The organism is Streptomyces maremycinicus (genome assembly GCF_001184025.1).
GTDB lineage: Bacteria > Actinomycetota > Actinomycetes > Streptomycetales > Streptomycetaceae > Streptomyces > Streptomyces maremycinicus.
The window spans coordinates 136,150-148,183 of the sequence record NZ_BBYG01000024.1; the positions used below are offsets into that span (position 1 = coordinate 136,150).

Sequence of the window (12,034 nt, forward strand, 5' to 3'; positions counted from 1 at the left end):
CGGCGTCGTCGTACGACCGATGCCCGGTGAGCCGTGGCCGGTGGCCGGTCGGCCGGCGGCCCGGCCGGGGACGGCGGGCCGTTAGGCGCTGTCCACGGACGGCGGGCCGTCAAACGCTGTCCGCGGGCGGCAGCCGCCGGGTCAGGGCGCGGTCGGTCAGTGCGCCGGCGGCTCCGGTGTAGGCCCGCGGGTCGAACAGGTCGCCGAGCGCGCTCGCGCCGAGGGCGGCGGCTGCCCGGCCGTCGCGGGCGAGGAGGTCGGCGAGGGCCTCGCCGGTGCGCGCCGAGCGGGCCGAGGCCTCGTTGAGCAGCCGGCGTGCCTCGGTCTTGCCCAGCAGCGGGGCCAGGACGGCGGCGACCCGTTCGGAGACGATCTGCCCTGCCGTGAGCGCGGTGTTGGCGTGCATGCGGCGCGGGTCCACCGACAGCTGTCCGGTCAGTTCGACCGCCTGGTGGGCCGCTCCCCCGGCCAGCCGCAGCAGGGCGCGCAGGGGTTCCCATTCGGCGTGCCAGGCGCCGGCGGAGCGTTCGTCCTCGCTGGGCATGCAGGCCAGGACGGTCGCGGCGAGCTGGGGTGCCTGGAGGGCGGCGGAGCGGACGGCGGTCGCGAGCACGGGGTTGCGTTTGTGGGGCATGGCCGAGGACGCGCCGCGGCCGCCGGGCGCCGGCTCGTGCACCTCGGCGGTCTCGGTGCGGGTCAGGCTGAGCACGTCGACGGCGATCTTGCCGAGGGCGCCGCACACGAACGCGGCCGTGGTGGCCACGTCCACCACCGGGGTGCGCAGCACGTGCCAGGGCATCAGGGGGGCGCTCAGGCCGAGTTCGGCCGCGAACGCCTCGGTCAGCTCGGTGACGTAGGCGGCGGGGTCGGCGCCGGGCGCGTGCTGGAGGTAGCCGGCCAGGGTGCCGGCGGCGCCGCCGAGCTGGACGGGCAGTCCGCGGGCGCCGAGGTCGTCGAGTTTGCCGATCGCGTCCAGGACGAGGTGGCGCCAGCCGGCCGCCTTGAGGCCGAAGGTCGTCGGGACCGCGTGCAGGGCCAGGGTGCGGCCCGCCATCAGTGTGTCGCGGTGCTCCGCGGCGAGGGCGGCCAGTGCCTGTTCGACCCGGGCCAGGTCGGCGCGGATCAGGCGCAGGGTGCGGTGGGCCACCAGGATGCTCGCCGTGTCGAGGATGTCCTGGCTGGTGGAGCCGCGGTGCACGAAGGCGGCGGCCTGCGGGTCGCGGGCCGCGACCAGTGCGGTGAACTCCCGTACCAGCGCCACCACCGGGTTGGCGGACTCGCGGGCCTGGCGGGCCAGGGAGAGCAGGTCCAGGTCCTCGGCGCGCGCCGAGGCGGTGATCACCCGGGCGGCGCCCGCGGGCACGGTGCCGAGCCGGGCCTGCGCCCGGCTCAGTGCCGCCTCGGCGTCCAGCATGGCCTGGAGCCACGCCCCGTCGGACACCGCGGCCGCGGCGGGGGTGCCCGCCCAGACCGGCGCGAGCAGACCGGAGTCCAGCAGACCGGAGTCCGGCTGCGTCACGGCGGCGGACGCATCTGCGCCTGCGTCTGCGGCGGTGTCCGCGGTGCGGGTGGTGTCAGTGGACATGGGTGAGTCCTTGGTGTGGATGCGCGGGGGCCGGGCCGCCGTCGGTGGCGGTGTGCTCCCCCGTGCCGGGCAGGACGGCGCCGGCGCAGACGAGGGCGGCGCGGGCGATGGCGTCGGAGTCGGTGAGGGTGACGGAGTTGACGCCGGGGCGGATGCCCGCGGCGGTCACCCAGTGCACCGATTCGGTGGGCACGCCGAAGGCGAACCGGCGCGGGTGGGGCCGTCCGGCGGCGTCGATGAGGCGGAACGGGCGCGGGGTGACGGCCAGTCCGTCGGTCTGGTGGCTGCCGGCCGGGCGGGTGCGGATGCGGTAGGCGGTGCACTGGCCGGTGGCCAGCAGGTGCTGGAGGAGGGGGTCGGCGGTGCGGCTGAGGGTGATCTCGGGCAGGCGGGCCTCGACGAGGGCGTCCACCCGCACGGTGGAGCCGGGCACCAGGGGTGAGTGGACGGTGTATCCGGTGGGGCCGGGGTGGACCTGGACGGCCGGGCCGACGACGTGCAGGACGCCGGCCTCGATCAGCGCGATCATCTCCTCGACGCGCCGGGCGGGCGGGCCGATGGAGAGGTAGGCGTTGAGCGGGGTGTACCAGTTGTCCAGGTCGCTGCGGTAGGAGTCGCCGTGCAGGCCGCCGTGGTCGACGGCGAGGCGGATCTCGTTGCGCAGGTCGCGCAGGACGTCGAGGGCGGCCTTGAGGGGGCCGCTGACGTTGCCGCAGTGGGCTTCGGCGACGTCTTCGCGCAGGTGGTCCAGGAGCCAGCCGGTGAAGTCGTCGGGGCCGGTGAACTCGCGGTCGCGCCAGGGGCGGGCGATGAGTTCCCAGTCCCAGCGGTCCTTCTCGCCGATGCCGTAGGCGGCGATGACGGCGTCGGTGTGCTGCTGGTGGAATCCGGCGGCCAGGTAGTCGTCCTGGAACTGCTGGGCCTCGCGGGTGTAGCCGCGGGAGATGAGCAGGGTGCGGTAGTAGACGGCCTCGACCTCGCGGGAGATCAGCGGCCACAGCTGGGTCCTGAAGTCCAGGCCGGTGCCGGCGTGGGTGCGGCGCAGGCGGGCGATGGTCTCGGCGGTGAGCAGGAGCGGTTCGTGGCGGCCGTGGGGGCCTTTCTCGTTCTCGCCGCGGGCCTGGTAGGGCACGCCGCGCCGGGAGGCGGCGTAGATCTGCGGTTCGGCTCCGGCGGGGTGGTAGACGAGGCGGCCGCTGACGCGGGAGAAGGTGCCGCCGCGGCCGGCGGTGAGTTCGGTGAGGTGGTCGAAGAAGTTCAGGCCGAGGCCGCGCAGCAGGACGGGGGCGGCGGGGGGCAGGACGTCCAGGTCGACGTCGGCGGGGTTGGCGGGCGCGATGTAGAGCAGTCCGGCCTGGCGGGCCCGGGCGGCGAAGTCGCGTTCGGCGCTGTCCGCGCGGACCGGGAGGTGTCCCTGGCACAGGATGACCGCGTCCAGGCCGTCCAGGACGGTGCCGTCGTCGAGGGTCACCCGCTGGAGTGCCAGGTCCCCGGTGTCGGGGTCGTCGTCGAGGGCGACGGCGAGGCGGGGGTGGGTGCTGACGGTCAGTGCGGCGGGGGCGGCGTCGATGACGCGCTGGTAGGCCCAGCGCAGGTAGCGGCCGTAGAAGGCGCGGGTGGGGTAGGTGTCGGAGTCGAGGCGGCGGGCCTCGGCGAGGGCTTCGGCGGGGTGGTCGTCGCCGAACGCGCCGGCGACGAGGGCGAGGGCCCATTCGTGCAGGCTGGGGCCGGGCTCCAGGGGGCCGCGCAGGTCCACGCTGGCGTCGGTGAACACCGATATCTGTCCGGCCACGGTGTTCATGAGCAGGTGGCGGGACTGGTCGGTGCGCCACACCTTGCCGGGGCCGGGCGGGTAGGGGTCGACGATGTGAAGGTGGAGGGTGCTGTTCTCGGGCTGTGAGCGGAGGTTGGCGCACAGCCGCTCGAGAACCGAGAGTCCGCGCGGTCCGGCGCCGATCACGCACACGGAGCGATGTCTCGTTGTCATGTTTCCTGTTTCTGCCGATGTCGAGCAACAGAGCGAGGGCCGCTGGGTGCGGGGCCGGCGGGGTTGTGGGGGACGCCTGTGGCCCCCTTCACCACTCGAGCAGCGCGAACCCGGCCGCCATGCCTCCGCCGAAGCCGGCGAGGAGGATCAGCTCGCCCGGGCGGAAGGCGCCCTGGCGGGCGGCTTCGTCCAGGGTGATCGGGATGGAGGCGGCGCCGGTGTTGCCGTAGCGGGTCAGCGTCAGGTGCATGGTGGCGCGGGACAGGGCCAGTTCGGCGAAGACGGTGTCGAGCATGACGCCGTTGGCCTGGTGCGGGACGAAGTGGCTGATGTCGTCGGGGGCGACGCCGGCTTCGTGCAGGAACTGCTTGGTCAGCGGCGGCAGGCGGTCCTCGACGAAGCTGCGTACGGCGCGGCCGTCCATCGTGAAGTACTGCCGGCCGGCGTCGAGGGTGTGCTGGTCCAGGGGCAGTCTGCTACCGCCGCCGGGTACCTGGATCAGGTGCGCCAGTTCACCGAAGGTGTGGTGGGCGGCGTGCCGGATGCGGGCGCCGTGGCCGGTGCGGCCCAGTACCATCGCGCCCGCGCCGTCGCCGAACAGGACGACGGTCCTGCGGTCGTGGGGGTCCAGGATGCGGGAGTAGACGTCCGCGCCGATGACCAGGGCGTGGCCGCCGCGGCGGGCGAGGACGCCCTCGACGGCGGTGAGCGCGAAGACCTCGCCGGAGCAGACGGCGTTGAGGTCGAAGGCGGCGGCGTCGGTGGCGCCGAGGTGGTGCTGGACGTAGGCGGCGGTGGGCGGCTGGGGCCGGTCGGGGGTGGAGGTGGCGACCACGATCACGGTGAGCTGGTCGGCGGTGATGCCGGCCGACTCCAGCGCGGCCCGTCCGGCGGCCGTGGCCAGGTCGGAGGTGGCCTGGTCGGCGGCGGCCCAGCGGCGTTCGCGGATCGCGGTCTTGCGGATGACCCAGGCGTCGTCGACCGCGGCCGCCGCGCCGACCTCGTCGTTGGAGACAACCCGGTCCGGCACAAAGGCACCGGTGCCGAGGATCGCTGTGTCGGTCATGCGCCTGCCCTCCCCTCACTGTGGTGGTGGTGCGTTGTGGGTGTGCCGGCTGTGCGGCCGGCCGGCGGGTGCGCGGCCGTGACCGTCCGGTCGGCGGGGCAGCCCGCGCGGGCTGCCGCTTAGTCGTTCACGGGTGCGTGCGGTGCGGTGGCCGCCGCACCCTCCGGGCGGCGGTCCCCCAAGGCGGCGGGCCGGCCCCGGGGGCGCTGCGGGGCGCCTTCCAGGGCGGCGGGCCGGACCCCCGGCGGGTGTGGCGGCCTCCGGGTACGGCGATTCGGGCTCCCCCCGGGGGGGCGTGGCGGCCGTCCTGGCGGTGATGCGGTCGGCCCGCCCTCGCGCGGGTGCGTGGGGGCGGGGCCGGGGCGGCCGTGGTCGGGCCGGTGCCGTGTCGGTGTCAGCGCCGGCACCGACACCGGCACCGGCACTGGCACTGGCACCGGCACGGGTACTGGCACCGGTGGCCGGTATCCGTGCCGGGACGGTGTGGCTGTCCCGGTACGGGTACCGGGAGCCGGTGCCGGTGTGGCGGTTGCCGGTTTCCGGTACCGGTAGGGCTGTGCCGGTGTGGCTGTCCCGGTACGGGTACCGGCTGCCGGTGCCGACTGCCCGCTGCCCGCTGCCCGCTGCCGGTGAGGCTGCGCCCGCTGCCGGTGAGGCTGCGCCCGCTGCCGGTGAGGCTGCGCCGGGGCAGCGGCACCGCGGTGGTGGGGTCAGCGGGTTTCGTAGATGCGCTTGTGGGCGCGCAGGGCTGCCAGCCGGTAGGGGCCGGTGGTCTGGGCGGGGGTGGGGTGGTCGCCGCCGTCGGCGGGGAAGGAGCGCTGGTGCAGTGCGCGGTAGCGGGCGTAGTCGAGGCTCTCGCGGCGCTCGACGGCTTCGCGGTGTTCCTGGGTGCGCAGGTGGGCGCGGTAGCCGGGGACGACGGTCCCGGCGAAGAACTCCGCGACGCTGCCGGAACCGTAGCTGAGGAAGGCCACCGCCTGTCCGCTGAGGTCGTCGGCGTGGTCCAGGAGGGAGGCCAGGGCCAGGTAGACCGAGGCGGTGTAGCTGTTGCCGATGACGGTGTTGTAGGCGGTGGTCTGCGCGATGTCGCGGGCGACCCTGGCCTCGTCGGTGTCGTGGCCGTTGCTGTTCAGCAGGTGGCGGTGGGCCTTGTAGGCCATCTTCGTGAACGGCTGGTGGTAGCAGAAGGCGGCGAACTCGTCGAGTTTGCGGCCGCCTTGCTCGACGTAGTCCTTCCAGGTGCCTTCCACCGCCTGGAGGTAGGCGGTGATGGACTCCTGGCCGTCGACGAGGGCGGCCTCGCGGTAGTTGGGCCGCCAGAAGTCCATGACGTCGGCGGTGAACACGCCCGACGGTTCCTCGATGCGTACCAGGGCGGGGTCGGCGCCGACCAGCAGGGCGACGGCGGCCGCGCCCTGGGTGGCTTCGCCGGGGCTGTCCAGGTCGTACTTGGAGACGTCGCCGGCGATGACCAGGACGCGCTGGGCGGGGTCGCGGTGGACCAGGCCGATGGCGAACTGGAGGGCGGCGGTGGCCCCGTAGCAGGCCTGCTTGAGTTCGACGACGCGGGTGGCCGAGGGCAGGCCGAGCAGGGAGTGCACGTACACGCCGGCCGCTTTGGCCTGGTCGATCGAGGACTCGGTGGCGAAGATGACCGTCCGGATGCCGTCGCTGCCGTGCCGGGCGATCAGGGGCGCGGCGGCCGCGGCGCCCAGGGTGACGATGTCCTCGTCGGCGGCGGGCACGCTCATCGACCGCTGGCCGATGCCCAGGTGGTACTTGCCGATGTCGGTGCCGTTGTGGGCGGCGAGTTCGGTGTGCGGCAGGACGAACTCGGTGGTGGCGAACGACAGATCGTGGATTCCTACGGCGGAAGCGCTGGCCATTTCCTATACACCGACCTTTGCTGTCTTGTTGTCGCGTTCCAGCTGGACGTGCGCGCGCATGAGTTCGCCCGGGTTGGTCTGGGCGGCGAGGAGGGAGAGTTCGCCGCACAGCACGGTGGCGGCGGCGATGACGGCGAGGCGGCGGGCGTTCTCCCCGGGGGCGCGGTCGGCCCGGCAGCCCAGGCGGGCGAGGTTGGTGTCGACGAAGGCGAGTCCCTTGCCGTTGCCGACGGTGCCCACGATCAGGTTGGGCAGGGTGCAGGCGAAGTAGAGGTCGCCGTCGCGGTCCTCGGTCATGACGACGCCCTGGGATCCCTCGACGATGTTGGCGGCGTCCTGGCCGGTGGCCAGGTAGAAGCCCAGGAGCATGTTGGCGAAGTGGGCGTTGGCCGAGCGGATGCCGCCGGCCAGGAGGGTGCCCAGGAGGTTCTTGCGCAGGTTGAGCTCGGCTATCTTGGCGGCCGTGGTGTGCAGGACGTCCTCGACGACGGTGCGCGGGACGAGGAGTTCGGTGACGACGTTCTTGCCGCGGCCCAGGATGCCGTTGATGGCGGTGGCCTTCTTGTCCGTGCAGTAGTTCCCGGAGATCGATCCGTAGGAGATGCCGGGGATCGTCTCGAGCAGGTGGCCGAGCAGGAGGTCGGAGGCGAGGGTGGCCATGTTGTGGCCGGAGGCGTCGCCGGTGGAGAACTCGAAGCGGATGAAGAGCAGGTTGGCGTTGATCTCGTGGCGGATGCCGATGAGTTCGGCGAACCTGCTGGAGGTGCGCACGAGTTCGCGCAGTTCGCCGATGCGGGCGTCGATGGTGCGCGCGGCGGTGAGGGCGGTCTGTGCGTCGGTGGCCTCGACGAGGACCGAGCGGGTCATCCGCTCGTCGACGAGGGTGGCGACGATGCCCTGCTCGGCCAGCATGGAGACTTTCGCGCCGCGGCCGACGGAGGGCCACAGCGGCGACTCGTAGGTGGCCAGCGGGACGTGGGTCTCGGTGGTGGTGACGTTGCCCGAGATGCGCAGGGGTCCCACCCAGCGCATCGGGACCCCGGCGATCGCGTGCGCCTCGGTCATCGTGTGGTTCCCGTCATCTCGTGGAGGGCGTCGTGGCTGCCGGAGCGCCGGGCCAGCGGCCGGGTGTCGATGCCGCGGTCGGCGCAGAAGGCGCGCAGCTCGCCGTGGATGAGCACGTCGCAGTGCGTCAGGTCGGCCGGGGTGCGTGCGCCGAGCATCGTCTGGAGTGCGGCCAGCTGGTCCAGCCAGGTGGAGATCTGTGCGACGAGCGCGGAGACGCCGCCGTCGAGGAGGGTGCGCAGGAATCCTCCGGAGGCGCCGACCGCGCGGGCGCCCAGGGCCAGGGCGCGGGCGACGTCGAGGGGGTTGCGGACCCCGCCGGAGGCCAGGACGGGCAGGCCGGTGTCGGCCGCGTCCAGGAGGCAGGCGGCGGTGGACTGGCCCCAGCCGTAGAGGTAGGCGTAGTCGCCGAGGCGGCGGCGGCCGTTCTCGATCGCGGCGAAGTCGGTGCCGCCGCGGCCGCCGAGGTCGGCGACCGCGACGCCCAGTTCCTTCAGGGTCAGCACGCTCTCGCGGCTGAGTCCGAAGCCGACCTCCTTGACGATCACGGGGACGTCGACGGCCGCGGCGATCTTCTCGATCTGTCCGGGCCAGGCGGAGAACGAGCGGTCCCCTTCCGGCATCACCGTTTCCTGCACGGTGTTGACGTGGATCTGGAGGGCGTCGGCGCGCAGCAGGTCGACGGCGCGCCGGGCGTGTTCGGCGGAGACGGTGGCGTTGATGTTGGCGATGACGAACCCGTCGGGGTTGTGCTCGCGCAGCACGCTGAAGGTGCCGGCGCAGGAGGGGTCCTTGAAGTAGGCGCTCATGGATCCCGAGGCGATGGGCACGCCGGTCTCGCGGGCGGCGGTGGCCAGGTCGCGGTTGATGAGGCCGGTGTTCTCGCTGCCGCCGGTCATCGCGTTGATGTAGAGGGGTACCGGCCAGGAGATGCCGGCGAAGGCCGTGGCCAGGGACACGTCCGGGCGGTCGATGCCGGCCAGGGCGTGGTGGACGAACGACACCTCGTCGAACTGGTTGTGTCCGCTGTGCTCGCGCTGCTGGTCGACGGCGAGCCGGACGTGGTCGTCCTTGCGTTGTCCGATCATTGTTTTTCGTTCCCTTCCGCGGCGGGACGGAGAGGCAGGGGCAGCACCCCGGCCGCGGCCCACCGTTCCCGCACGTGTTCGATGTCCCGCGGGGCGTCGGCGTCCAGCAGGGCGATGCCGCAGTCGCCGCCGCCGGCCCCGGAGGGCTTGGCCGCGCCGCCGGCGGCTTCCGCTGCGTCGCACAGCGCTGTGAGGCGGGGCGTGAAGATTCCCAGGCCGATCTCGTCGTCCAGGCGGGCCAGTTCGCGGCGGGCCCGCCGGATCTGTTTGAGCAGGCCGTGGGGGTCTTGGTGGTCGAGTGCGGTGACGCAGGCGCGTACGCAGTCGGTGGTGGCCGCGACGAACGCGCGGTGGGAGTCGCTGCCGTGCCAGGCCCGCCGGTCCAGGCCGGAGACGAGGGCGGTGGTGGAGGCGGGGCTGCCGCTCCAGCCGACCTCCAGTGACAGGCCCGCGGGGGCCGGCAGGCGGCGTACCGCGAACTGGGGCCAGGGTGCGCGCAGTGCCTCGTGGACGCCGTGGCGGGCGGCGAGGTCGCGTACGGCGGCGCGGTCGGGTGCCCGGTAGGCGATCCAGCCGCCCCAGGTGCTGGCGGCGAGGTCGCCGCAGGAGGCGCGGGGGTCGATGCGGGCGGTGGCCAGGACGGCGAGGCGGTAGCGGGTCTCGGGCGGCAGCCGCAGTCCGCAGAAGGCGCTGACGGCGTCGACGGCGGCGACGGTGACCGCGCCGCTGGAGCCCAGGCCGTACTTGGTGCCGTTGTCGTGCAGCCGGCTGTCGACGCTGAGGCGGAACCCCGGCAGGGGCAGGCCGCGTTCGGCCAGCAGCCGGGCCACGGTCTGGGCCGCCGACACCACGTACGCCAGCCCGGCCGGCACCCCGCCCCCGCCGGAGCCGCCGGAACCGTCGGCGCCGTCGGCGTTGTCGGGGCCGTCGGGGTCGTCGTGGGGGGTGAGCCGGGTGTCCTGCCAGTGCAGGCGGGCGCGGGGGCCGAGGTCGGAGGTGATCTCCACCGTGGTGCCGGGCAGGTGGGAGACGGTGACGGTGACGTAGCGGTCGACGGCGACCAGGACCGCCGGGTTGCCGGGGTCGACGACCGCGTACTCGCCGGCGATGAACAGCTTGCCCGGGGCGCGCCGCACGACGGTGGGGCGTCCGGTCATCACCGCTCCCCCGGCAGCAGGCGGGCGGCCGGGCCGGGCCGGGCGACGAGGACCGAGCCGTCGGGGACGGCGGCGCGGAGCGTGCGGGCCACCCGTTCGGCGTCCGCGCGCGGGCAGAGCACCTTCACGTTGGGCCCGGCGTCCATGGTGGCGTAGGCGCGGACGCCGTCCTTGCGCAGCTGGAGCACGCCGTCCAGGACGGTGAGCGTGGCCGGCGCGAGGTAGCGCACGGCGGGGCGGGCGGCCAGCATCGTGGCGTGCATGCCGAGCGCGTTGCGTTCGGCGATCTCCCCCACCGCCTCGAGGTCGGCGCGGCGCAGCGCGGCGCGCATCTCGCGCAGGTCGTCCGCGCTGGAGCGGGCCCACGGCTCGTACAGCGGGGAGGTGTCCAGGGTGCGGCGCATGGCCTCCCGGCTGGAGACGGCCTTGGGGCCGGCGTTGACGACGGCGATGACCAGGGCGGGGTCCAGGCCCGCGGCGGGTACCGGTTCGGCGTAGGAGGCGAGGTCGGCCTCGTCTTCGTCGGCGGTGGGCGGGCCGGCGTGCCACTGGGCGAAGCCGGCGAAGATCGACCGGGAGGCGGAGCCGGAGCCGCGGCGGGCCAGGCGGGAGTGGGCGGTGGCGTCCAGGCGCAGGCCGTAGGCGGCCGCGGCGGCGACGGCGAGGGCGGCGAAGCCGCTCGCGGAGGAGGCGAGTCCCGCGCCGGTGGGGACGGTGTTGTGGCTGTCCACGGCGGCGTGTTCGGGGCGGCCGGCCTGTTGCCGTACCAGGTCAAGGAAGGCGCTGACGCGGCGCAGGGTCTCGCCCTGGGCGGGCCGGCCGCCCAGGGTGAGGGTGTCGTGGCCGGCTTCGGGAGTGAGACGGACGCGGGTGGTGGTGGGGAAGATGTCCAGGGTCATCGACAGGCTGTCGACGCGGGGCAGGACGAGCCGTTCGTCGCGCTTGCCCCAGTACTTGATCAGGGCGATGTTCGGGTGGGCGACGGCGGTGGCGTGTTCCTGGCCGCCGGGGTGCGGTCGCGGTGCGGCGGCCGGCGGGGCGAGGTGGTGGTCAGCGCGCATGGTCGGCAAGTCCCCTCAGCGGTACAACCCAGGTCTGCACGGCGCCGGCCTCGTGGAGGCGGGCGGTGACCTCGCGTGCCTGCACCGGCTCGGTCAGGGCGATCACGCAGCCGCCCAGGCCGCCGCCGGTGATCTTGGCTCCGAGGCTGCCGGCCGTCAGCGCGGCCTCGACGAGGGTGTCGATCCGGTTGGTGCTCAGGCCGGCCGCGCGCAGCAGGTCGTGGTAGTCCGTCAGGCGGGCGCCGAGTTCTCGCGGCCGGCCGCCGGCGAGGGCGGTGCGGGCCTCGTCGGTGAGGCGGGTGGCGCGCTGCACGAAGCGGTCCTGTGCTCCGAGGTGGCGCTGGAAGCCCTCCCGCAGCAGTTCGACGGCGTCCTTGGTGCGGCCCACGACGCCGCTGTCGGCGATGATGAACAGGCCGTCGCAGCCGATGCCCAGTTCGCTGGCGCGGCCGGCCTGGAACAGCAGCGGGGCGCTCGCGCCGACGGTGCGGGCGTCGACGCCGCTGGAGCGGCCGTGGGCGACGTTCTCGGCCGTCTGCACCAGGTCGAAGGCGGTGCTCTCGCTCAGGTCGCGGCCGAAGAGGTCGGCCAGGGCGAGGACGACCGCGCGGGCGCAGGCCGCGCTGGAGCCCAGGCCGCGGCCGTGCGGGATGGCGCCGTCGATGATCACGTCGAGGTGCGGGCTGTCGGTGACGTCCATGGCCGTCTTGAACTCGGCGGTCAGCCGGCTCAGGCTGTCGGAGGCCTGCGTCATCATCGGCCGTGACGGCGAGCCGGTCATGGTGAAGGACACTCCGCCCGGTTCGCCGGGAGCGCGGGAGGACCATCCGGCGCTCGCCGTGACGGTCAGCTGCGGAACGGGCAGGGCGAGCGCGGGGGCTCCGTACACGACCGCGTGTTCGCCCAGCAGAATGGCCTTGGCGTGGGCGCGGCCGATCCCGACCGAGCGTGCCCGGTGGTTTTCTGACACCCCCTCCGCTGAGGTCGGTAGGGTCAACGCACTCAGCTCCCCTTGTCGGTTCTGCATGGAGATCGCACGGTCCAGTTCTGGAAGGCGGTGGAGCGGGACATCGGATCCGGGCAGCCCTGACGGGCCGAAGGCCCCGCGGCCCGCACCGAGGGGGTGCGGGCGCCGGGGC

At 74.1% G+C, this 12,034-nt stretch carries 9 protein-coding genes; all 9 read right to left on the minus strand.

All coding sequences use genetic code 11. From position 1 onward, the window contains the following. Nucleotides 1–109: 109 nt before the first annotated feature. Nucleotides 110–1,585 carry a nitrosuccinate lyase gene (locus AOQ37_RS35395; protein WP_078890527.1) on the minus strand — a complete coding sequence of 492 codons (1,476 nt, stop codon included), beginning with the start codon at nucleotides 1,583–1,585 and terminating at the stop codon, nucleotides 110–112. Next, nucleotides 1,575–3,572, minus strand: a complete 1,998-nt coding sequence (locus tag AOQ37_RS35400; RefSeq protein ID WP_062650797.1) for an FAD/NAD(P)-binding protein — start codon at nucleotides 3,570–3,572, stop codon at nucleotides 1,575–1,577. The genes AOQ37_RS35395 and AOQ37_RS35400 overlap by 11 nt, the downstream gene beginning before the upstream one ends. 88 nt (nucleotides 3,573–3,660) lie before the next feature. Next, nucleotides 3,661–4,638, minus strand: coding sequence for a 3-oxoacyl-ACP synthase III family protein (locus AOQ37_RS35405; RefSeq protein WP_062650799.1), 978 nt, complete (start codon nucleotides 4,636–4,638; stop codon nucleotides 3,661–3,663). 710 nt (nucleotides 4,639–5,348) lie between these two features. Next, nucleotides 5,349–6,524: a hydroxymethylglutaryl-CoA synthase gene (locus tag AOQ37_RS35410; protein ID WP_062650801.1), complete on the minus strand. Its 1,176-nt coding sequence runs from the start codon at nucleotides 6,522–6,524 to the stop codon at nucleotides 5,349–5,351. Nucleotides 6,525–6,527: 3 nt separating this feature from the next. After that, nucleotides 6,528–7,589 carry a hydroxymethylglutaryl-coenzyme A reductase family protein gene (locus tag AOQ37_RS35415; RefSeq protein ID WP_143661502.1) on the minus strand — a complete coding sequence of 354 codons (1,062 nt, stop codon included), beginning with the start codon at nucleotides 7,587–7,589 and terminating at the stop codon, nucleotides 6,528–6,530. Then, entirely contained in the window at nucleotides 7,586–8,677 is a 1,092-nt protein-coding gene (fni, locus tag AOQ37_RS35420) for a type 2 isopentenyl-diphosphate Delta-isomerase (protein WP_062650803.1), read from the minus strand. Before fni ends, AOQ37_RS35415 begins: the two co-directional genes overlap by 4 nt. Beyond that, entirely contained in the window at nucleotides 8,674–9,834 is a 1,161-nt protein-coding gene (locus AOQ37_RS35425; RefSeq protein ID WP_062650805.1) for a phosphomevalonate kinase, read from the minus strand. The genes fni and AOQ37_RS35425 overlap by 4 nt, the downstream gene beginning before the upstream one ends. Beyond that, on the minus strand, nucleotides 9,834–10,895 hold the full coding sequence (gene mvaD, locus AOQ37_RS35430) for a diphosphomevalonate decarboxylase (protein ID WP_078890529.1): 1,062 nt from the start codon (nucleotides 10,893–10,895) through the stop codon (nucleotides 9,834–9,836). Before mvaD ends, AOQ37_RS35425 begins: the two co-directional genes overlap by 1 nt. Next, nucleotides 10,885–11,865, minus strand: coding sequence for a mevalonate kinase (gene mvk / locus AOQ37_RS35435; RefSeq protein ID WP_234437122.1), 981 nt, complete (start codon nucleotides 11,863–11,865; stop codon nucleotides 10,885–10,887). Before mvk ends, mvaD begins: the two co-directional genes overlap by 11 nt. Nucleotides 11,866–12,034 lie beyond the last annotated feature (169 nt).

What these genes read in the sequence shown, in the direction of transcription:
- AOQ37_RS35395 (WP_078890527.1), bottom strand. Translation starts at nt 1,585, where the DNA reads ATGTCCACTGACACCACCCGCACCGCGGACACCGCCGCAGACGCAGGC.
- AOQ37_RS35400 (WP_062650797.1), bottom strand. Translation starts at nt 3,572, where the DNA reads ATGACAACGAGACATCGCTCCGTGTGCGTGATCGGCGCCGGACCGCGC.
- AOQ37_RS35405 (WP_062650799.1), bottom strand. Translation starts at nt 4,638, where the DNA reads ATGACCGACACAGCGATCCTCGGCACCGGTGCCTTTGTGCCGGACCGG.
- AOQ37_RS35410 (WP_062650801.1), bottom strand. Translation starts at nt 6,524, where the DNA reads ATGGCCAGCGCTTCCGCCGTAGGAATCCACGATCTGTCGTTCGCCACC.
- AOQ37_RS35415 (WP_143661502.1), bottom strand. Translation starts at nt 7,589, where the DNA reads ATGACCGAGGCGCACGCGATCGCCGGGGTCCCGATGCGCTGGGTGGGA.
- fni (WP_062650803.1), bottom strand. Translation starts at nt 8,677, where the DNA reads ATGATCGGACAACGCAAGGACGACCACGTCCGGCTCGCCGTCGACCAG.
- AOQ37_RS35425 (WP_062650805.1), bottom strand. Translation starts at nt 9,834, where the DNA reads ATGACCGGACGCCCCACCGTCGTGCGGCGCGCCCCGGGCAAGCTGTTC.
- mvaD (WP_078890529.1), bottom strand. Translation starts at nt 10,895, where the DNA reads ATGCGCGCTGACCACCACCTCGCCCCGCCGGCCGCCGCACCGCGACCG.